We start from the raw sequence: 20,994 nt of genomic DNA on the forward strand, positions 1-20,994 counted from the left end.
TTATCCTGCTTATTATTTAACCAGCTTTGAAATGGCCTTGAACTCTTCCGTTCCGGAATACCTGAGCAATTCAAACAAAACAGATTCATAAGTTGTGATGACAGCACCCATCCTCCGCATCCGGTTTATCGCCATGTGCTTATCATTCAGCCGTCTCGATGAAACGCAATCTTCCACTATAACGGGAATAAAATCATGTGCTAAAAGGTCGATGGCAGTCTGTAAAACGCAAACATGCGCTTCTATTCCTGTAATGATGATAAATTTTTTATTTAAGGAATCCAAATGATCCATAACTGAGGGGTCGTCACAACAACTGAAAGCAAACTTCTCTAATGGATGTCCGGTATCGAACAATTCCTGAATCTGCTGAATCGTTGGGCCTAAGCCTTTTGTATACTGCTCGGTAACAAGAATCGGAATTCGAAGGGCCTGTAAACCCTTGATCAGTATGCCTGAATTCAGGGCAAGGTTTTCATGACCGGAAATGAATGGAAAAAGCTTTTCCTGCATATCGATCACCAATCCGGCAGCCTGGTCTCGTAATATTCTCATGTTACAAGTTAAAATTAATTACATTTCCTGTATATTAAGTGGTAAAGGGCAATCATAAAAAAAATAGGATATCCGCCTTCATCTCGTTTCATTCCAGACTCTTAGAAGAAAAATTTCAATCGCTAAAAAAACCAGGGCTAAAATAATAAATAACTTCCAAAGTCTGGTACCCTGGTTTATATCTTTAATGGTATCTGATAAGGGTTTTCCCCTATCAGCCAGTATCCTGAAATTATCAACGGAATAGCGCAGGACAAGTTCTTCCAATTCTGACTGGCCAGCAAATTTCATTGCCGATTCCTTCCGGTTATAGTTAAAACTTAACCCTTTCAGTGTTTCATTACTCTTAAGCAGTTTATAATGGCCCGCTTTTTGGATCTGGTTATAAATCCGGAGGTTTAGTTTTTTATTCAGATTTTGCTGGCCCGGAATAAATTCGAAATCACCGGAAACAGAAGCAATCCTTAAAGTATTATCCCCGTTGATATAGGTATTGCTCAATTCAATCTTATTATCACGACTGATAATGTAATAAAGCGGATCGGTAGCAGCGCTCAGCAGCGCAATACGGTATAAGGTGGGGACAAAGACAGCATGCCTGGCAAAGTTACCAAATGGCTCCTCCAGTGGGACAGCGAGCAGAAAAACCTGCCCTTTTCCCGCTGATTCACAGGTCAGAAAAGCTTTTCCATTCAGCATGGACATGACCATCATCTGTGATGATTGCATTTGCCGGGAGATATCATAGAAAGCTTTCACCGCCGGCAGGTCCGTGTTATCCAGGTTACGGTCACCCGCTCCGGTTTTCTCGAAAACATCGGCAAAGACAGGGTTATTAAGATCAAGTGCAGTAACACGGGTTTCTTCAGTCAATAAACCGGTATAATAATTTGAGCCCACTGAAAATAAAAAATCCCGGTAACTTGCCATATCCGCTTTAGCGGATGGTATAATTAAAAGTGTTCCGCCATTTTCAAGATAGACCGACAGTTCCTGTGCAAGTCCTGAAGAAAGTTCATTTAATTCATTGAGGATGACAAGTTCATAATCCCGGAGCCGGTTATAATCAATGTTTTTCAAGGAATTGTTCACAAAAAGAAAGGCAGAATCCCTGCCAAACAAAGAATTAAGATAAGGGCTCTCTTCCTGGCCGTTAATGGAAAGTATCGGAATGGAACCTGCCACATTATAAGTCAGGAACATCTGATCATCAAAAATAACAGGGTAATCTGAAATTTCCAGCGTTCCTGACTGGATCCCTTCTTCATAATTTGTAAATGGCAGTTCCACATCATAAAAAGTACCAGGCTGGATATTAAAACTGGCCAGGGCTTTTTGTTTCCCGTGAACCGATAGCTTCAGCGGGACTTTTTCATAATTTGTTTCAGAATCATTTACAATCCTGGCAATTAGTTTCACGCCCTGGTTCAACTGGTGAACAGGAGAGATGAACCAGCAGCTGTCGATATAAAGGTTTTCAGTCCTGACTGCCTTCAATGGAATAAGCCAGACAGTTACCATGCTGTCGGGTTTAATATGCTCAAAATCAGCCATAGATAATTGGAAATCAGATATAAGATAGCTTATTTTAGCCTGGCCAGGCGCGTCAATGTAGCTTTCTTTCTGCCTGCCTTTCACTTCAGATATCATCCTTACGGCAGGTGTAACCTGAATCTCATCAATCATCTGCAAAAATTCCTCCTTGCTCACCCAACGCTGGTGCCGGCCTTCAAATTCATTGGTCGTAAGCATAAAGAGGTCGGAAGACCTGTAGGCTGAAGCGATTTCCTTTGCCTTGGTCCTGGCTGCTTCAAGCAGCGGTCCGGTAGTTGTCAGGGCCTCCATACTAAAAGAATTGTCAATATATACATTAACCTGGCTAATGGCATCCGGCCTGGTTGCATTCCTGACATGAGGGATGTAAGGCTGGGCAAAAGCCATAATAAGGGCAGTAATGGCCAGCATCCTGGCGATCATGACCAGCAGGTGTCTTAGTTTTGATTGTTTCCGGGTTTGCTGCTTCAACTCTTCCAGGAAGCGGACATTGGTAAAATATACCTTCCTGAACTTCCGGAAATTGAAAAGGTGGATGATTACAGGGATGGCAACCGCTAATAATCCCCAGAGCATATTTGGGTAAAGAAAACTCATGGTATTTAAGGAAAGCGCAAAAATAAGCATTATACACCAAGAAACAGGTTCATGGTCAACAAATGACTTTCATGCCCGGATATTTTAACATGAAAAATAAAATTTTGTTTTAAAGTGTTGCAGGTAAATAAAGGACAAATATATTTGCATCCGCTTTTTAAACCAATAATATTATAAAATGGACCAGAAGAAGCTCGAAAAACTGGAGAACATCAAGAATTATCTTGAAAATGATGACATTGGCGGCCTGAATAAGTACATCGAAAGGATCAAGCCCATTGTTAAAGATGATGAAGATTTTCTGGAAATTTTCGAAGAATTTAAGAATAAAAATTATGACCAGACACTCTTCCTGACAGAAGAAATCATCTTCGACGTCAATGATTCCGAATTTGTGGATGACTTTGATAAGGTGGACCTGGATGAATTCAGCGAAAAGCATGATTTGTTGCCTGAAAACCCCGAGGAAAATTTTGAGGATTTTACCGATGATTTTTCTGAAGATCTTACTGAAGATCGGTTCGATGACCTGCCTTTCTATGAAGATAAAGATGATGATTATTATTGATATTGGCCGGTCCTTTAAAAATGTTGTAATTTCGGGATCATGAAATCCCGAAAAAAAAATAATCATCCCAACAGGCGGGATCCGGCATTAAGAGGAAAACGAGTTTCCGGAAAAACCGGCCTGCCTCCAGGATCGCTTATCCATATTGGAAAAGTCCTTACTGACAGCGTTAAGATCAATTTAACGGAGTTCAATTCTGCCGAGATCTATCAGAAAAAAATAAACAACCTGGATGGGTTGGATGTTAAAAATGAATTCTTTAACAGCTGGATTGAAATCAGCGGGTTGCACGACACTAAAATCATTGAATCTGTCGGGCAAACACTTGGCATTAACCCCCTGATACTTGAAGATATTCTCAATACCGAGCACCGGCCTAAATTCGATATTCAGGACGGGCTTTTATTCCTGACTTTGAAAGCTTTTTCATTATCAGAGAGCAGGGAAATACAAATCGAACAGGCAAGCTTTGTCCTTGGTAAAGGATTTCTTGTATCTTTCCAGGAAAGTAACCATTCATGGTTTGACCCGGTCAAGTTCAGGTTAAATAATTCTGTGGGTAAAATCAGGCACCGGGGATTGGATTTTATCCTTTACTCCCTTATTGATGTCATCGTCGACCAGTATTATGCTGTCGCTGAAGAAATCGGCGACAAGCTTGAAGAACTTGAGGAGATGATTTTTGAAAATCCCAGCCAGCAGCTGATAGAAAAGAACCGGTTAATCAAAAAAGAAATTATTACCATCCGTAAAGCTCTCACTCCTTTGCTCGAAGCGATCAGTAAGCTGAACAGGGATGAACCTGAACTGATAGAAGAGGAGGTCATGCGGTATTATGATGACGTTCATGATCACATCGTTCAAATCATCGATTACATCGACACTTACCGCGAATTAAGTGCAGAACTCAAAGAAAGTTACCTGTCAAATATCACCCTGAGGATGAACCAGATCATGAAATTATTGACGATCATTACAACCATTTTTATCCCCCTGACATTTATTGCAGGGATTTATGGTATGAATTTTGAAAATATGCCCGAACTTTACTGGAAATACGGGTATTTCTGTGTTTTGGCTGTCATGTTTACCATCATGGCAGGAATGGTCATTTATTTCAGTCGAAAGAAGTGGATTTAAACCAAAAACTATGGGCATCATAAAGGATTTTAAAGCATTTGCCATGAGGGGCAATGTCATTGACCTGGCTGTGGCGGTGGTAATTGGCGGTGCATTTGGGCAGATCGTAGCATCTTTTGTCAACGATATCCTGATGCCACCTCTTGGACTTTTAATGGGTGGTGTTGATTTTAAAGACCTTAAAACCACCTTAAAAGAAGGTACGGACGCCATTCCTGCTGTTACATGGAATTACGGTATGTTCATCCAGAATATTATCGATTTCCTGATCATTGCATTTGCGATTTTCATAATGGTCAGAGCAATTGCGAAAATCCAGCGGATGAAAGCTCAGGAACCAGCACCACAACCTCCGCCGCCTGAACCGACCAATGAGGAAAAACTGTTGACGGAGATCAGGGACTTATTAAAAAAATGAAAATTCAATCAGAACTTTAAAATCTAATTCACCCTGCAAACCATTCCCTTGAGGTACAGTCCTTCCGGGAAATTAAGCGCGACCGGGTGGTCGGGTCCTTGCGAAAGGTATTCCAGCACATAAGCTTCCCGGCCGGCATCAATGGCAGCATCGGCGACAATTTTCTGGAAAAGATCGGGTTTAACATAACCGGAGCAGGAAAAGGTGATCAGGATGCCACCGGGACGTAATAGTTTGAAAGCAAGCAGGTTGATATCTTTATAGCCTCTTGTGCCGCCGCTTAACTGGCTTGCTGAAGCCACAAACTTAGGCGGGTCAAGGACGATAAGGTCAAACTGACGCCTGCTATCGCGAAATGTCCGTAAAAGGTTGAATACATCTTCCTGGATAAATTCGATGTTATCCATATCGGCCTCATTCAATTGGAAATTCTGCCTGGCAAGATCAAGGGTTTCCTGAGAAGTATCAACATTAGTCACATGGGATGATTTGCCTACGCTGGCTGCTATACCAAATCCGCCTGTATAGGAAAATGCGTTAAGGACTTCTTTATTTTCCGCATATTTCATCAACAGGGCCCTGTTTTGCCTCTGGTCAAGGTAGAAACCCGTTTTATGGCCATTATAAACGTCAACCAGGAAATGGAGTGGGCCTTCTTTAATCGGGATAAGGGGCGGAGGCGCATCGCCTGTCAATGTCATGACACTGTCCTGATATCCTTCTTTCAGCCGGCTATCCGAATCCGACCGCTCAAAAATCCCGCTGCATGGCCATTGCGCTTTTAACTGGCTAACTATTTCATCCTTCCAATACTCGGCCCCCGCCGACAGAAACTGGCAGACCAGGAAATCATCATAACGGTCCACAATTACCCCCGGAAGGCCGTCAGATTCGGCAAAAATCAACCTGTATGCATTGGTTCCAGCAAGGTCAGCGATATCCTTCCTTAATGCAATGGCACCTGTAATTCGATTTTTAATAAGATCCTGATCGACATGCTCATCCAGGTTAAAACTCAGGATCCGGACCCTTATCTGAGATTTTGAAGAATAACTGCCCCTTGCCATCCATTGTCGGTCGATTGTAAAAACCTCAACTGTCTGCCCATCAACAGGACTGCCTTCCACACTTTTTATTGCTCCGGAAAAAATCCAGGGATGGCGGCGAAGAAGAGACCCTTCTCGACCGGAATTTAGTGTTATTTTTACAAATTGGTTCATCTACATTGGCTGGTTTTCAGGTTTTGCATCAAAAGTATCTAAAAACAGTGAACAGTGAACACCATTAATTCCGACCCCGTGCCTGATTCAATCACGATAAGGTTTTATGAGGAATTGAATGACTTCCTTCATTATTCCAGAAGGAAGAAAGCTTTTAATTTCACATTAACGGGAAAAAGGACTATCAAAGATATCATCGAAGCATTAGGTGTTCCGCATACGGAAGTCGATCTGATTCTTGCCAACCAAAAGCCTGTTCAATTCGATTACCATCCAAATAACGATGACTATATTTCTGTCTACCCGGTCTTTGAAGCAATCGACATCACAAGCATCAACTTGCTGCGGCCAAGGCCGCTCCGTGAACCAAAATTCATTCTTGATGTGCACCTTGGTACTCTGGCCAAATATCTCAGGTTACTCGGGTTCGATACCCTTTACAGGAATAACTTTGAAGATGCTGAAATAATAAACCTTTCTGTATCAGAACAGCGGATCATACTTACCCGCGACTTGCTAATCCTGAAAAACGGAAAGGTGACCCATGGTTATTTCGTGAGGGAAACCATCCCTATGAAACAGCTCCGGGAAATCGTCACGCGATTTGACCTGAAGGACCAGATCAAAATCAGGACTTGAGCTGATAAAGTTTCCACCATGGTGTTCTTGGGGATTCATGGTGCTCACGGTGGTATCCGAAGAAATAGCAGGACAACATGGCAAGCAAGTGAACCTTCCTGAGGGTTCGGGCCCTGTGAGGGCCCATCTTAGCAGTATGGGGCATCCGGTGCGGCACAAAAGTTCCAAAATAGAATAGTTGAAAGGTGCTGAGAACTGCTGGTATCACCCAGAAAAAAATAATGGACCAATCTGTGAACCATATCTTCAAAATATTATACAGGGCCGCCATGATCACCAGTTGTATCCAGGTAAGATAGTGAACCATAAAACGGAACCACCAGACAAAAAAGTTCTGCGATTTGAATGAATAGTCGGGGTCCTTTTCAGTACCCGGATACATGTGATGCAACCCATGGTAGCGTATCAGTGTCCTGTACCACATCCCTGCATATAAAAAAACAGAAGTATACCCGATGGCCTGGTTAACCAACCTGTTTCGTGAAACAGTTCCATGCATGGCATCATGTCCGGTTATGAAAAGCCCGGTAAAAAAGTAAGTCTGCAGTAAAATATGAAGGTAGAAAAAAGGTGAGAGATAATTTATTTCTACCAGTGCAAGCGAATATAAGAGATGCGCGGCCCAAATCAGAATGATGCTTATGGCAATCAGAATACCCATTCAGGAAAAATGAAAAATAATATTTAAAATGATGAAAAACATGAATTGAATGATAAACAGCGCCGGAGCAATTTTGTTCTTAATATTTCCCACACTTCTGTCAAGGATTATAAGCAGGATCATGGCAGTGAGGAACCATCCGGTATAATTCTGCATGGGGACCGCTTCACCATACCAGTTCCACATATCCAGCCTGATGGCAACCGGTTCGAGGGCTATGTCGTAAAGGACCATCAAAGCCGAGCCAAACAGGTATCTCAGCCAGCGATTACCTGTGAAAATACCGGTCAATGCCCAGCAGGAGTAAATCAGTAATAACCAGTTAATCCCGATCATCAGCGGTGTATTCCAGAGCTTGATCCCGAGGGTCTTCCCATAAACATAATCACCAAAAATGGCACCTGAGTTCACGCCGATCGATTCTATCGTGTAACCTATTAAATAGATCACCAATCCTGTCAGGTAAATCCTCAAATCTGCTTTTTCATGAAAAAGCCACAGAAAGTAAAGGCTGAACAGCAGGGTGAATGGCACCAGTGCCTGGAATAAGGGTTGTGTCTTGTTGATAGATAAGCCCATAAGACCGACCAGGTAGTAGACGCAAAGAATTAAAATAGTTGCTACCGGGTACTTTCTTACATTTTCTATCATCAGTTTATTTTTTTTATTGAAGGAATCATATCGGCCACGATTTTTGCGGAAGAAAGGCACAGCGGGATACCGCCGCCAGGATGAACGCTCCCGCCTGTATAATACAATCCCCTGATTTTCGAAAAGTTAGGATGACGCTGGAAAGCTGCCCAAATCGTATTGGAGCTGTTCCCATAAAGCGAACCCCGGTAGGAAGCCGTTTTCTCTTCGATTCCACGAGGATCCAGGATAAATTCAAATTTCCGGTGTTGACTTATGTCAATTCCTGTTATCCTTTTTATCTTCTTTTCAATCTGGCCTCTTACATCGTTAATCATAAGATCCCAATCCTGGCCGACATTTTCCGGTGTATTGATCATAACGAACCAATTTTCGCAGCCCGCGGGCGCATCTTCAGCCACTACCTTGCTGCTGATGAAAATATAAACGGTCGGGTCGGAATGAAGGGTTCTCAGGTTGAAAAGACAATTGAATTCCTGCTGATAATCAGCTGAAAAAAGGATATTATGCAGGTCTAATCCGGGTGATTCCGTTTCCATGCCCCAGTAAAATATCAAGGCAGAAGTCGACCGTTCATGCCGAAACCATTTCTCAGGGAAAGGCAATTTCTTTAACAGCTTTTTATAAAGAAAATAAATATCCAGGTCACTGACAATTATCTTATAATCCAAAAAATCTTCACCGTTGACACGTAACCCTGCCACCTTATTCCCTGAAAGCAGGATTTCCTGTACTTCACAGTTAAAATAAAATCTGACGCCCATCCTTTCATACAAAGATTTAAGCGATTGGGCTATTTCGTACATTCCTTTTACCGGGAAATATGCACCCAGGTTATGCTCCAAATGCGGGATCACCATCATGGTAGCAGGAGTCTTGAAGGGATCCGATCCGTTATAGGTGGCAAAGCGATCGAACAATTGGACGGTATTCGGATGAGTGAAACTTCGCTGATTGATCTCGTGAAGGGTTTTAAACGGCTTTAATTTTGGAAGAAGGAACAAAGCCCTGATAAAATCTTTGGAATAATAGTTCCTGAAACGATGAAGGGAGTTGTTGATGAATACCGGGTATGTGAAATCATAGATCCGGCTGCTCTCCCCGAGGTATCGGATCACATTTTTGCTGTCCTCACCGGCCTTGCGGTGCAACTCTTCTGCAAACTCTTCCGTCTCGCCATAAGCATTTATGATCATGCCGTCCTCATAAAAATAACGGCAAACTACAGGCTGCTTTGAATATTTGAAATGACTTGCGAAATCATCATCCACGAGTTCAAACAATTCCCCGATCAAATTGGGCAAAGTGAACAGCGAAGGACCCGTATCAAAACGAAATCCTTCATGCCTGATTTCCGACATTTTTCCACCCGGACGGTCATTTTTCTCAAAAACATCAATCTCGTAGCCTTTTGCTGCCAATCGTGCAGATACTGCAATGCCACCTATACCGGCTCCTATTACTGCAACTTTTTTTGGCATCCGGAAACATTTTAAACAAAGATATGTTATAAAGGCTGATGATTATTGTAATTTCGTAAACCAAACCTGATAATGAAAAAAGTACTTATCGTTGGGACTGGTCTTGGCGGGTTGACTACCGCGCTGCGCCTTGCCAAACTCGGTTACCAGGTCGAAATGGTCGAGAAATACCACCAGCCGGGAGGCCGGCTAAACCAGCTTAAAAAAGACGGATTCACCTGGGACATGGCGCCCACCTTCTTCAGCATGAGTTATGAATTCAAGGAATTCGTCAAATCAACCGGTATCAAAATGCCTTTCGAATTTGTGGAGCTCGACCCGCTGTATGCTGTCAATTTTGAAAACAGTGACAAATTTTACCTGATCCATAAAAACCTGAAAAAGCTGGCTAAAGAATTTGAAGCGCTGGAGCCTTATTTTGAAGCTAAAATGACACGTTATCTTGCAGGTGCCGGAAAGCTTTTTCACGATACCGAAAACATCATCATCAAGCAGAACTTCAACAGCATGGCCCATTTCCTGATGCAGATGGCAAAAGTACCCTGGGGCCATGCACCAAAAATGATCCGGTCAATGTGGAAAGAAATGGACCGCCATTTTGAATCCTATGAGGTTAAAGTGATATTTTCACTCGTGGCATTTTTCCTGGGAGCAACGCCATTCGACACGCCGGCGGTTTACAGCCTTCTCTCTTACACTGAAATGGTTCACGACGGCTACTTCAATGTCAAAGGAGGTATGTATAAAATCGTTGAAGGTCTTCTGGAAGAATTTAAAAAGAATAATATTAAGATCACCTACAACACCGAAATTATTGATTATGTTGAGAAAGAAGGGAAACTTGATCACCTGGTCGATAAAGAAGGGAAAAGATGGGACGCTGATATCTTTGTGATCAACGCAGATGCGGCAGGTTTCCGGTCGCAGATCTTCAAAAGATCCAAATTTACCGAAGAAAAGCTTGACCGGATGAAGTGGACCCTGGCCCCTTTCACCATGTATGTGGGGGTTAAAGGAAAAATCAATTCCCTGCACCATCACAATTATTTCCTTGGAAGCAATTTCAAAGAGTATGCTGGTAAAATATTTAAAAACTCTATAAGCCTTTCAAAGCCTTATTATTATGTAAACGTTAATTCAAGGTACAATACCTCCTCTGCGCCTGAAGGCTGTGAAAGCATCTTCATTCTCTGCCCGGTTCCCGATCTGCGCTACAAACCCGATTGGTCGGACCGTGACGAGCTGGCCAACAACATCCTCACCGATCTTTCGAACCGCATTGGCTATGATGTGAAAGGCAACCTGATGTCGCTGACCGTCATGGACCCGATAGAATGGGAAAAGACCTTCAACCTTTACAAGGGCAGCGGACTTGGGCTGGCTCATGACCTCAACCAGATCGGCGGTTTCAGGCCGAAAAACTACGATGAAGTTTTTGGAAATGTTTTTTATGTCGGAGCATCCACTACACCGGGAACAGGCTTACCGATGACCGTCATTAGTTCCAGGCTGGTGACAGAAAGAATTCAGAAGAAATATGGACTTGTACTTGGATAATGCGCTGGATTGCAGCGAGAAGACAACTAAGAATTACAGCACCTCTTTTTCACTAGGGGTTCGTCTTCTTGGCAAGCCTTTACGCAGGCCTATTTATGCCGTATATGGATTTGTCAGGTTCGCCGATGAGATCGTCGATACCTTTCATAATCAGAATAGAAAAGAGCTGATCTCCAAATTCGAGGCAGAAACATTCGAAGCCATTAATAAAGGTTTCAGCAGCAATCCCATTCTGCATAGTTTTCAATGGGCAGTGAAAATGTATTCCATTGAAGATGACATGATCAAGGCATTTCTCCGGAGCATGAGGATGGATCTTTGCCCGAACAGTAAAAATTTCAGCCAGAACAAATACCATAATTACATTTACGGATCAGCTGAAGTGGTAGGATTGATGTGCCTGAAGGTTTTTACTCATCAGGAAAAAAACTATGATGAACTGGTGCATCCTGCTCGGAAGCTGGGAGAAGCTTTTCAAAAAGTAAATTTCCTGAGGGATATCAAATCCGATCTCGAAGAGCGTGACCGGTTTTATTTTCCCGGTGTTAATTTCGACCAATTTAATAATGCATCCAAAAAGCTTATCGAAAAAGAGATCCAGGCTGATTTCGACCAGGCACTTACCGGGATAAGAAAACTCAATAAAGATGCTAAGCTTGGGGTATACCTGGCATATATTTATTATCAGAAGTTGTTCGACAAAATCAAACGGACTGACGCCTCGCAGATTTTAAAAAAGAGATACCGGATTTCTAATTCCCGGAAGATGGTGCTCCTGGCAGAGTGTTATTTGAGGGTGAAACTGGGTAAAATCTGAATCAAATGGAAGTGCAGAAGTTCACCTATGCCCTTCTCCTTGCCGGCTCCGTTGCAATTCCTATTGCCCTGAGTTTCGATCGGAAGGTTGCCTTTTACCGCAACTGGAAAGTTCTATTTCCGGCTACTTTCATCACTGCGATCATATTCATCATCTGGGATATTTATTTCACCCGTCACAACGTCTGGTGGTTTAACGAAGACTATGTTACCAGCTTTTTTATTGCCGGCCTGCCCGTTGAAGAATGGTTATTCTTTATCATTATCCCGTATTGCTGTATTTTTATTTATGAAGTTTCGAGGGCTTATATCAAAAGAGACTGGAAGCGATTTATCATACCGCTGAATATCATCCTGTTCATATTTTTCCTTACAGTGACGGTCCTTAATTTCAACCGGACTTACACTGCAGTGAACTTCGGTATCGCGACCCTGCTGATCGGGCTTCAGTTCTTATTAAAAACCCATAAAACATATCTTTTTCATTTTTATATCGCATACGCGTTAAGCATCATCCCTTTCCTGCTGGTGAACGGCGTTCTGACAAGCTTTCCAGTTGTAGGGTATAACGATGAAGAAAACCTGGCGATCAGGCTTTACACCATACCCGTGGAGGACTTCGCTTACCTGGTGAATTTACTGCTGATGAATTTAAATCTTTATGAATTTTTTAAATCGTTACATCGTTAAATCGTTAAATCAAAAAAAGGCCACCGTTTCTGGTAGCCTTTAGGGTTTCGTCTGTTTTAAAAGCCTTGATATGATCAAATCATACCGGTTTTAAAGCATTACAAAATACCCTGGTCGATCATGGCGTTGGCAACTTTAAGGAAGCCGGCCACATTAGCGCCTTTCACATAGTTGATATAGCCGTCCGGCTCTGTACCGTATTTTACGCAGGAAGCATGGATATCACGCATGATCTGTTGCAGCCTGGCATCTACTTCATTTTTAGGCCAACCAAGTTTCATAGAGTTCTGCGACATTTCGAGGCCGGAAGTAGCAACACCGCCGGCATTGACAGCCTTCCCGGGTCCGAAAAGAAGTTTATTTTCCTGAAATATTTCGACTGCTTCCGGTGTGGAAGGCATATTAGCGCCTTCAGCAACACAGACACATCCATTCTTCGCGAGGTTGCGGGCATCTTCTGCATTTACTTCATTCTGGGTAGCGCATGGTAGGGCAACATCGCATTTGACTTCCCACGGATGCTTGCCTTGGTGGAACTGAGCGCTGGGGAATTCATAAGAGAAGGGTTTCACAATATCCTGGTTTGAAGCGCGAAGCTCGAGCAGGTAATCGATCTTTTCACCTGAGATACCGTCCGGGTCATAAATATAACCATCAGGACCGGAGATAGTGACAACCTTGCCGCCGAGTTGGTTAACCTTGCTGACAGCGCCCCAGGCCACGTTCCCGAAACCGGAAATACAAACTGTCTTCCCTTCGAAAGACATGCCACGGGTAGCAAGCATTTCCTGGGCAAAATACACTGCACCGAAACCGGTGGCTTCCGGACGGACCAGGCTGCCGCCCCAGTTCAAACCTTTGCCGGTCAAAACACCGGTATGCTCATGGGTGAGTTTTTTATACATACCGTAAAGAAATCCGATCTCCTTGGCTCCTACACCAATATCGCCGGCCGGCACATCGGTTTCAGGGCCGATAAGTTTCCACAGCTCCAGCATAAACGCCTGGCAGAAACGCATGATCTCAGCATCGGACTTGCCTTTGGGGTCGAAATCGGAACCACCTTTGCCACCACCCATCGGTAAAGTGGTCAGGGCATTCTTGAAGATCTGCTCAAATCCGAGGAACTTCAGAATGCTCAGGTTAACACTCGGGTGGAATCGTAATCCACCTTTAAAAGGGCCAATGGCGTTATTGAACTGAATACGGTAGCCCAGGTTAACATGCACTTTACCCTGATCGTCAACCCAAGGCACCTTGAAAGTCAGTATACGGTCGGGTTCCACAATCCGGTCGATGATCCCGGCAGCTTCAAATTGCGGATTTTCATTGACAGCCTCTTCGATTGATTCCAATACCTCGCGCACTGCCTGCAAATATTCGGCTTCACCGGGGTGCTTCTTTTCGAGGTCACTCATTATCTTCTCTAAATTCATCATGGATTAATTTAATTATTATTACTGTTAAAATTTAACATTGTTAAAAGATTAACAGTGCAAATCTAGTGCTTATTCTTTAACAAAAAAGAAAAATCAGGAAGTTTTAAAAGATTTTTATTTGACGTCAGAATTTCACTGCTGACCAGGTAGTATTATTCTTTCCGAAACTATTTCACCGGAAATATAAGTGCGGACCCTGATCTTTTGACCAAATTCATCATACCAGGTCTCGCTGCCATGAATTAAGTTATCATGGTATTCCGTTGTCATAGCGGTCTTACCATTTGCATTCCATGATTTCCTGATCCCGCTTCCCCGATTAAAATCCGCTTTCCCGATCAGATTGCCAAAGCGGTCATAGTAATTCCATTCTCCCTCAAAATAGCCATTTTTGTAATTTCCTTCCTCAGTAACCTGCCCGATTCCGTTAAACTGGCGGCTGATTCCGTTCAGCGTGTCATTCACATAAGTCTTTTCAGAAAAGACATTTCCATTTAAGTCCATTTCCAGTGAAAGACCATTCAATCTGCCTTGCAGGTAGCTGTCTTCAGTCTGTTTATTCCCATTTTCATAAAACCTGGCAAGTTTTCCGTTTAGTTCGCCATTTTTATATTCTGCGGTTAGCATCGGTGACCCGTTTTCGTACCACCACTTCGCTTCCCCATCCATCTTGCCCCGACTGTCTTTAGGGATAATAAATTTAGGCTGGCCATCCCGGTAATAAGATTTATCTGCCTTCTGACATGATACAAAAAGGATTAATGGTAAAAGAAAAACAGGGATTAACCGCATTCCATTTTCAAAGAATCGTTTAGCCGGTAATAGCTTATTTTCGAAGCAAGGAATATTCATAGTATTGTAATATATTCCAGTTAATGTTGTCATAGCCGCCGTTTTCCCTGCGTTTAAAATGGAACTGGTTTTGAATTAATGGTATCCCGGTTTCATTCAGGCATCTTTCAAAATCATTGCCATAATATAATAATGCACCCAGGAAAAAATAACCGGCATCGAACCCTGAAAATGCATAATTCAAAGGCTCATCAATATACCTTGCCCGGTAAGCCAGAATAAAGGCTTTAACCTTATCAGACTGATAATCGATATAGGAAGACATAAAGATATGGGCATTTAGTGCTATAAGGTAATTTGATTCAATATTGCTGAATTTTTCCCACTCTGGTAGTCCGATTACTGTAATGGCATAATCATTTTTGAACGCACTGAGCTTACTGAGCAAGGCTGCAGGCAAAGCTTCATTTTCAGCATAAATGATGACCAGGTTGGGCTTGACCATCGAAGCATGATCTATGAATCCATGGGTGCTGTCGGTAGCATAATCCACGAACCTGACTTTTTCCTTCCCGGCCTTATTGTCCCCTTCTAATGCCTGCCTGAATTGTTCTATCAATTCATTATTCTGAAATTTATTGGCTATATAAAAAATGATCCGGTGATCCGGAAAATCCTGCCTGACCAATTCAGCCAGCAAAGCAGGCTGCGATTCAACCGAAGGCAGCAACTTAAAAACATACGGATTGCCTTGCAGGATATCTGGACGCGGTGACAAAGGATTAATCAGATGTATCTTGTTTTCAAGGGCAAATTCAGCCACATGAGAAAAAGTGCTTTTAAAGAAAGGCCCGAAAATCAGGTCCATTTTTTTTAAATCCGGGTCCTGAATCGCTTTTAATACCTTGGAAGTCTGCTGATCTACGTCATATACATTGATTTCAACGTCCAGCCCTTCTTGCCTGAGAGAATCCGCCGCCATCATAAAGCCGTGATAAAACTGGATGAAACGGAAGGAGCTTATTTCGTTGATTTTAGATGGTTCAAGGCTTTCTATCCACGCTGTATCTGCAACCTGCTCAAGGGAAAGCGGGATCATCAGGGCTATCCTGTAAGTTTCATGCCTGTTTTTCTTTAACTTTGCACAATCTTTTTCACCCAATTCTTCCTTCAATGAGCCTTGCACCGGAATGATCAATATATCGCCCGGTTTTGGGTTGGTAATGTTCGGGTTCTCATTTCTCAGGTCACTAATGCTTACATCGTATTTCAACGACAAACTATAATAATTATCGAGCGCCTGAACAACATGTTTCCTGGTTTCTTCCTGCGCACAAAGTGTATTTGTTGTTATAATTATACAAAGCAGAAAGCTTTGGATTAATAAACTGATTATGAAGGGTCTCCTTTGCATTTGGCTGGTTATGATTAAGTATTGACTGGCTTCACTCCCATTCTATGGTTGCCGGGGGTTTTGAACTGATGTCATATACAACCCTGTTCACCCCCTTGACTTTATTGATGATCTCATTGGATATTTTTGCCAGGAATTCATAGGGCAACTGCGACCAGTCGGCCGTCATACCATCAGTAGAACCCACTGCCCTCAAGACAACAGCATTTTCATACGTCCTCTCATCACCCATCACACCGACAGAATTTACCGGAAGCAAAACTGCCAGCGCCTGCCATACCTGATTATACAAATCATTCTTTTTCAATCCCTGGATAAAGATATCATCCACATCCTGCAGTATTCTGACCCTCTCTTCGGTTACCTCGCCCAGGATGCGGACACCAAGGCCGGGACCAGGAAACGGGTGGCGGTTCAGCAAATCTTTTTTCATTCCAAGTGCTGCACCTATCTTCCTGACTTCATCTTTAAAAAGGGAATGCAACGGCTCAACCACTTTCAACTTCATGAAATCGGGCAATCCGCCAACGTTATGGTGAGATTTGATCGTAGCTGAAGGTCCTTTTACCGATGCCGACTCGATCCGGTCAGGGTAAATCGTTCCCTGGGCCAGCCACTTCACATCCTGGATGCGATGGGCTTCTTCATCGAAAACTTCAATAAAGTTGCGGCCTATGGCTTTTCGTTTCAGTTCAGGGTCAGAAATGCCTTTCAAAGCAGAATAAAAACGCTTTTTCGCATCCACTCCCCTGACATTCAATCCCATATCTTTGTAGGAATGCAGGACCGACTCAAATTCATTTTTCCGCAACAAACCATTATCCACAAAGATACAGTGCAGGTTTGTCCCGATTGCTTTATCCAGCAGGACGGCTGCAACCGATGAATCGACACCTCCTGATAATCCCAGCACAACCTTATCATTTCCCAACTTCTCCTTTAACTCATGGACCGTAGATTCAATAAATAAAGAAGGGGTCCATGCCTGTGAGCAACCGCAAATGTCGACGACGAAATTCTTCAGTAAAATCATCCCTTCGGTCGAATGATATACTTCAGGATGAAACTGAATGCCATAAGTTGCTTCCCCTTCAACCTGGAAACCGGCTGCGGGAACATCCTGCGTACTCGAGATAATCTTAAAATTTGGCGGAAGGCGCAGGATGGTGTCGCCGTGCGACATCCAAACCTGGCAGCCGCTGCTCATTCCTTTCATCAATTCGTTCCTTGTATTGATAAAAGAAAGGTTTGCGCGGCCATATTCCCTGTTTTGTGAAGCGGCGACTTCGCCGCCATCGGAATGGGCCATGAACTGGGCACCATAGCAGACGCCCAATACCGGTACCCTGCCCCGGATTTTTTCCAGGTTTGGAACAGGCGCTTCAGGATCACGCACCGATGCCGGGCTTCCGGACAGAATAACCCCTTTGACCGATTCCCCGATCGTGTTGATTTTATTATACGGATGAATTTCACAGTAAACATTAAGCTCACGCACCCTGCGGGCAATCAGCTGGGTATATTGAGAACCGAAATCAAGGATCAGGATAGTTTCTTCCATTTGGCAAAGATAGAAAAAAGGTCTGTCAGATTATCCGTCGTTGGGCATTTGAAGGATCTTCAAGGTCGAAATCCACCAGGGCCAGCTCCGGGCCATCCCAGGCTGCGGAAAATGAATGGGTTTGCCCGAAAAGCTGTCGCCAATGCCCGGTAATCCGTGAAGATTCATGGATATGCCCGTGCATCGTGAGCCAGGGCTGCCTTTCTTCAATAAAACGCATGATAGCAATGCTTCCAACATGGACATCCATAGGGACATGGTCGACTATCAGGCCATCCAAAGCTGCCCTGTCAAGAAAGGTCCTGTATGGAGGTGAGTGAAACAGGAAAACGGATTTTTTCATAGGTTCGTCACCGGTCAATTGCTTTAATTCATCCAGGATTGTGGCATAAGCAAGATCTGCCGTTGGCTCTATGGTCCGGAAGCCCTCCTCCGGGGGAATGCATCCCGGGTCGACATACCTTGAAACGTCATAACGCTCCCAGTCTTTGAGACGGAAAGGAGTGGGAGGCACATTTGCATAACCGTAAAAGTTGAAGCCGGCAAAGTTATCTTTCCGGTCATGAAGATAATGCCAGACGCCTGTTTCCCCAAGTTCAACGAACATTTTTTCCTCTGCCCGTGGGTCGTCATTCCCAAGAATCAGGTAAACGCGGGGATAGTCCTCCCCCATTTCCTGCATCAGCGAGCTGAATTGAAGAAAAAGAAAATCCTCAGTAAAATCCTCTACAATATGACGGTGCATTCCATGAGGAAGCAGGTCGCCACCAAAAAATACCAGTTGGGGCTGATGTTTGCGGATTTCCCGTATCAGTTTTTCATAACGATCAACATGTCCGTGTAAATCTGAGATGAAGAAACTCCTGGTCATTTTATTGTTTCCTTGATCGTAAAAGTGTGGCTGAATTATCCACAGAGCTAATCATGGCCGCATAGCTTGTCACACATGGTAGCGCCATTTCCAATGTTCGTCAGATTCATAATTTAACAATGAACTATCACCATTAGGTTCTGCACCATGTTCGGAAGAAAGGGATAATTCCAATGTTTTCTTTAACCGCCGGTGAAAGATAAACCGGCTTAAGTGATCGGCAATGGCGTTGAGCAATTTCTGTTCTTCTGGAAGAAAAGTCAGGGAACTTTCAGCTACTTTCTGCACGTAACAAACCTGGATTTCACCCGATACGTGGTTATCGATAACAATCTCAGCCCGCTGCATCCAGGGTGTTTCAATAAAATCGAGTGATGCATATTGTTTACCTTCCAGGATGATACGGGCCTCACAAACCGTCGGGTGTTGGTATCCGGGAGGAATAGCTTCCTGGATAGACTTAAAAATAGTTGTCAGTTCAGCGGATTCATCCTTCAAAGCTTCAATGACGTTGTACATGCATTTCAGCTCCTTGGCCCTTTCCGTCAGTTTCTCAAGTTGTATGTCTCTTAACTGGTTATCCATTTTATTATTATATCGATTTTTATCTCACCAGGATTGCCTGGTATATCTTACGGTTGTTTTTCATATCAACGACCTCGAGTTTCATATTATTTTCCCCTTTTAATAATTGCTCGTCAATGGTGTAAAATAACAGGTCATTCTTCGCATCATACTCCATGAGTACCCATTTTCCGTTCAATGTACCACGGTAAGTGGATATGCCGGACATTTCATCACTGATAATAAACTTAATTTTTTTTTGCCCGGTCAGATTTTTAAATGTTTCCGCTTGCACAGGGTTGATCTTAGGTGGCATTGTATCCACAGAAACGCTGTAATTGCCAAATTCCCGGATTTTAGCCCTGACATAACCGTTGCTTTCCCATTTTCCACCGACAGATGTAAAACCTTTTCCATCATCATTTATTTTGACTATCAAAGCTTTATCTCTCAATCTTTCCGGAAGGTCACGGGGCTTGATTGACAAAGTGATATAATCATGGACCGGTGTGAATTTGTCGTGTATCCTTTGGACGGCAGAAAAAGTACCAGTAACCCGGCGGGTTGAATCATATTTGAAATGAAAGGAATCATAAAAGACCCCTGCTGGAGCATCCAATATTACTGAAGTGTTTTCAAAATGATTAGATGTATTGTAATTGAAATTTGAAATTGGAAAATTGGAAGTTGAAGATTGCTTTGAAACTAATATTTCTGGTTTCTCTGATTTTACTTTAAAAGTCAGTAACGCGGTATTGCCTATCACATCCTTCACTTCATAAGTAATGCCGTGCTGAAGTGTATCATTGAAGGAGAAAGTTCCATGGTCCCCGGTTTTGTTATAAATTCTGAGTTTGTTCCCCGGATCGATCCTGGTCCGCTGCAGGCGCACACCACTTTTCATATACTCGGCATAATCCAGGAGGCTGTTGACATAACGGGTTTCATCAAATGAAAAGGTTTCCATCCTGTACTGATAAGCCAATTCTTTATCGATATAAAGGGCTATCGAATAAGGGCCGTTTTTGTTATCCGTATCATTTTGCTGGTCGCTCACCTGGATGGCAAAAGAGACTTTCCCGCTAAGATGTATGGGCTGGGATACATTCAACCGGTGCTTTTCTCCCCACCCTTCCACAGGATAACTATAACTCCGGTTATTTCCATTAACCCGGGCATTTTCATCCTCAGGATAAATTTTTAAGAGCGAGATGCGTGGCCGGAAGATATCTTTCACAACATAACCGAACAGAAGCGGGTTAATTATTTTTTGTGAGGCGCCATCGCGGATTTCGAAATGCAGGTGTGGCCCCCCGGAAGAGCCGGAATTACCGGAATATGCAATGATTTCACCCTTTTTAACTAAAATTTCCCCTAAAGACGGGAACAGTTCAATTTCAAAACTCTCCTCACTATATTGCTCTTTTCTTACATAATCTTCAATAACCTTGTTATACCGGTTCAGGTGGGCATATACCGAAACATAGCCATTGGAATGGGTGACATATAACGCTCTCCCGAATCCAAGAGCCGAAACCTTGATCCTTGAAACATACCCGTCAGCTATGGCATAGACCGACGAGCCTTCCACTCCCCCGGTTTTAATATCAATCCCTGAATGAAAATGGTTTGCCCGAACCTCGCCAAAAGTTCCGGATAAAAGCATACGGAAATCGACCGGCGGCTGGAAGTAGCCAGTGGGATAGGATTTCTGAGAGAAAGTAACTTGAGTAACAGTGATGAGAAATATAATGATAATAAGTTTCGGAAATGATCTGAAAAGCATGGTATAAAGTGATTGTTGAG

General features: G+C 43.1%; 20 protein-coding genes. 7 read left to right on the plus strand and 13 right to left on the minus strand.

Going from position 1 to position 20,994, the window contains the following annotated elements:
- Positions 1-12 precede the first annotated feature (12 nt).
- Together M0Q51_10825 and M0Q51_10830 are read right to left on the minus strand one after the other, a co-directional pair.
- Positions 13-555, minus strand: a complete 543-nt coding sequence (locus M0Q51_10825; GenBank protein ID MCK9400470.1) for a hydrolase — start codon at positions 553-555, stop codon at positions 13-15.
- 78 nt (positions 556-633) lie between these two features.
- Complete coding sequence (locus tag M0Q51_10830) at positions 634-2,706, minus strand: BatA domain-containing protein (GenBank protein ID MCK9400471.1); 2,073 nt, start codon at positions 2,704-2,706, stop codon at positions 634-636.
- A 178-nt stretch (positions 2,707-2,884) separates the two neighbouring features.
- Here M0Q51_10830 and M0Q51_10835 point away from each other — a divergent pair, with 178 nt between their 5' ends.
- The 3 genes from M0Q51_10835 to mscL are packed head-to-tail and all read left to right on the plus strand — an operon-like array spanning position 2,885 to position 4,832.
- A complete protein-coding gene (locus tag M0Q51_10835; GenBank protein ID MCK9400472.1) occupies positions 2,885-3,274 on the plus strand; it encodes a hypothetical protein in 390 nt (129 codons plus the stop codon).
- 39 nt (positions 3,275-3,313) lie between these two features.
- Positions 3,314-4,414, plus strand: a complete 1,101-nt coding sequence (gene corA / locus M0Q51_10840; protein MCK9400473.1) for a magnesium/cobalt transporter CorA — start codon at positions 3,314-3,316, stop codon at positions 4,412-4,414.
- A 10-nt stretch (positions 4,415-4,424) separates the two neighbouring features.
- A complete protein-coding gene (gene mscL / locus M0Q51_10845; protein MCK9400474.1) occupies positions 4,425-4,832 on the plus strand; it encodes a large-conductance mechanosensitive channel protein MscL in 408 nt (135 codons plus the stop codon).
- A gap of 23 nt (positions 4,833-4,855) precedes the next feature.
- Here mscL and M0Q51_10850 read toward each other — a convergent pair whose 3' ends face one another.
- Positions 4,856-6,052, minus strand: coding sequence for a class I SAM-dependent methyltransferase (locus tag M0Q51_10850; protein ID MCK9400475.1), 1,197 nt, complete (start codon positions 6,050-6,052; stop codon positions 4,856-4,858).
- 54 nt (positions 6,053-6,106) lie between these two features.
- On the opposite strand from M0Q51_10850, the gene M0Q51_10855 reads away from it, so the two are divergent.
- Positions 6,107-6,691 (plus strand): Mut7-C ubiquitin/RNAse domain-containing protein, encoded by a 585-nt coding sequence (locus M0Q51_10855; protein ID MCK9400476.1) that lies wholly within the window; start codon positions 6,107-6,109, stop codon positions 6,689-6,691.
- Here the strand turns inward: M0Q51_10855 and M0Q51_10860 are convergent.
- Genes M0Q51_10860 through crtI form a run of 3 tightly spaced genes read right to left on the minus strand, consistent with a single transcriptional unit; the run spans position 6,681 to position 9,484 of the window.
- Positions 6,681-7,352, minus strand: coding sequence for a fatty acid desaturase (locus M0Q51_10860; protein MCK9400477.1), 672 nt, complete (start codon positions 7,350-7,352; stop codon positions 6,681-6,683). The genes M0Q51_10855 and M0Q51_10860 overlap by 11 nt on opposite strands.
- Positions 7,353-8,003: a carotenoid biosynthesis protein gene (locus tag M0Q51_10865; GenBank protein ID MCK9400478.1), complete on the minus strand. Its 651-nt coding sequence runs from the start codon at positions 8,001-8,003 to the stop codon at positions 7,353-7,355.
- Positions 8,003-9,484 (minus strand): phytoene desaturase family protein, encoded by a 1,482-nt coding sequence (crtI, locus tag M0Q51_10870; protein MCK9400479.1) that lies wholly within the window; start codon positions 9,482-9,484, stop codon positions 8,003-8,005. Before crtI ends, M0Q51_10865 begins: the two co-directional genes overlap by 1 nt.
- Positions 9,485-9,556: 72 nt before the next feature.
- On the opposite strand from crtI, the gene M0Q51_10875 reads away from it, so the two are divergent.
- Genes M0Q51_10875 through M0Q51_10885 form a run of 3 tightly spaced genes read left to right on the plus strand, consistent with a single transcriptional unit; the run spans position 9,557 to position 12,547 of the window.
- The gene (locus M0Q51_10875; GenBank protein ID MCK9400480.1) at positions 9,557-11,041 is read left to right on the plus strand and encodes an NAD(P)/FAD-dependent oxidoreductase; all 1,485 of its coding nucleotides are present in this window, start codon (positions 9,557-9,559) and stop codon (positions 11,039-11,041) included.
- Positions 11,022-11,858 carry a phytoene/squalene synthase family protein gene (locus M0Q51_10880; GenBank protein ID MCK9400481.1) on the plus strand — a complete coding sequence of 279 codons (837 nt, stop codon included), beginning with the start codon at positions 11,022-11,024 and terminating at the stop codon, positions 11,856-11,858. Before M0Q51_10875 ends, M0Q51_10880 begins: the two co-directional genes overlap by 20 nt.
- A gap of 5 nt (positions 11,859-11,863) precedes the next feature.
- A complete protein-coding gene (locus M0Q51_10885; GenBank protein MCK9400482.1) occupies positions 11,864-12,547 on the plus strand; it encodes a lycopene cyclase domain-containing protein in 684 nt (227 codons plus the stop codon).
- A 98-nt stretch (positions 12,548-12,645) separates the two neighbouring features.
- Here the strand turns inward: M0Q51_10885 and gdhA are convergent, their stop codons facing one another.
- The 7 genes from gdhA to M0Q51_10920 form a co-directional block, all read right to left on the minus strand.
- The gene (gdhA, locus tag M0Q51_10890) at positions 12,646-13,983 is read right to left on the minus strand and encodes an NADP-specific glutamate dehydrogenase (protein ID MCK9400483.1); all 1,338 of its coding nucleotides are present in this window, start codon (positions 13,981-13,983) and stop codon (positions 12,646-12,648) included.
- Between the two features lie 135 nt (positions 13,984-14,118).
- Positions 14,119-14,871 (minus strand): toxin-antitoxin system YwqK family antitoxin, encoded by a 753-nt coding sequence (locus tag M0Q51_10895; protein ID MCK9400484.1) that lies wholly within the window; start codon positions 14,869-14,871, stop codon positions 14,119-14,121.
- A complete protein-coding gene (locus M0Q51_10900; protein MCK9400485.1) occupies positions 14,813-16,192 on the minus strand; it encodes an ABC transporter substrate-binding protein in 1,380 nt (459 codons plus the stop codon). The genes M0Q51_10895 and M0Q51_10900 overlap by 59 nt, the downstream gene beginning before the upstream one ends.
- 31 nt (positions 16,193-16,223) lie before the next feature.
- The gene (guaA, locus tag M0Q51_10905; GenBank protein ID MCK9400486.1) at positions 16,224-17,753 is read right to left on the minus strand and encodes a glutamine-hydrolyzing GMP synthase; all 1,530 of its coding nucleotides are present in this window, start codon (positions 17,751-17,753) and stop codon (positions 16,224-16,226) included.
- Positions 17,754-17,778: 25 nt separating this feature from the next.
- On the minus strand, positions 17,779-18,624 hold the full coding sequence (locus M0Q51_10910; GenBank protein ID MCK9400487.1) for a hypothetical protein: 846 nt from the start codon (positions 18,622-18,624) through the stop codon (positions 17,779-17,781).
- A gap of 69 nt (positions 18,625-18,693) precedes the next feature.
- Positions 18,694-19,209, minus strand: a complete 516-nt coding sequence (locus M0Q51_10915) for a hypothetical protein (protein ID MCK9400488.1) — start codon at positions 19,207-19,209, stop codon at positions 18,694-18,696.
- A gap of 19 nt (positions 19,210-19,228) precedes the next feature.
- Positions 19,229-20,974 (minus strand): M23 family metallopeptidase, encoded by a 1,746-nt coding sequence (locus M0Q51_10920; GenBank protein ID MCK9400489.1) that lies wholly within the window; start codon positions 20,972-20,974, stop codon positions 19,229-19,231.
- Positions 20,975-20,994: the final 20 nt, after the last annotated feature.

The organism is Bacteroidales bacterium, from assembly GCA_023229505.1.
GTDB lineage: Bacteria > Bacteroidota > Bacteroidia > Bacteroidales > JAGOPY01 > JAGOPY01.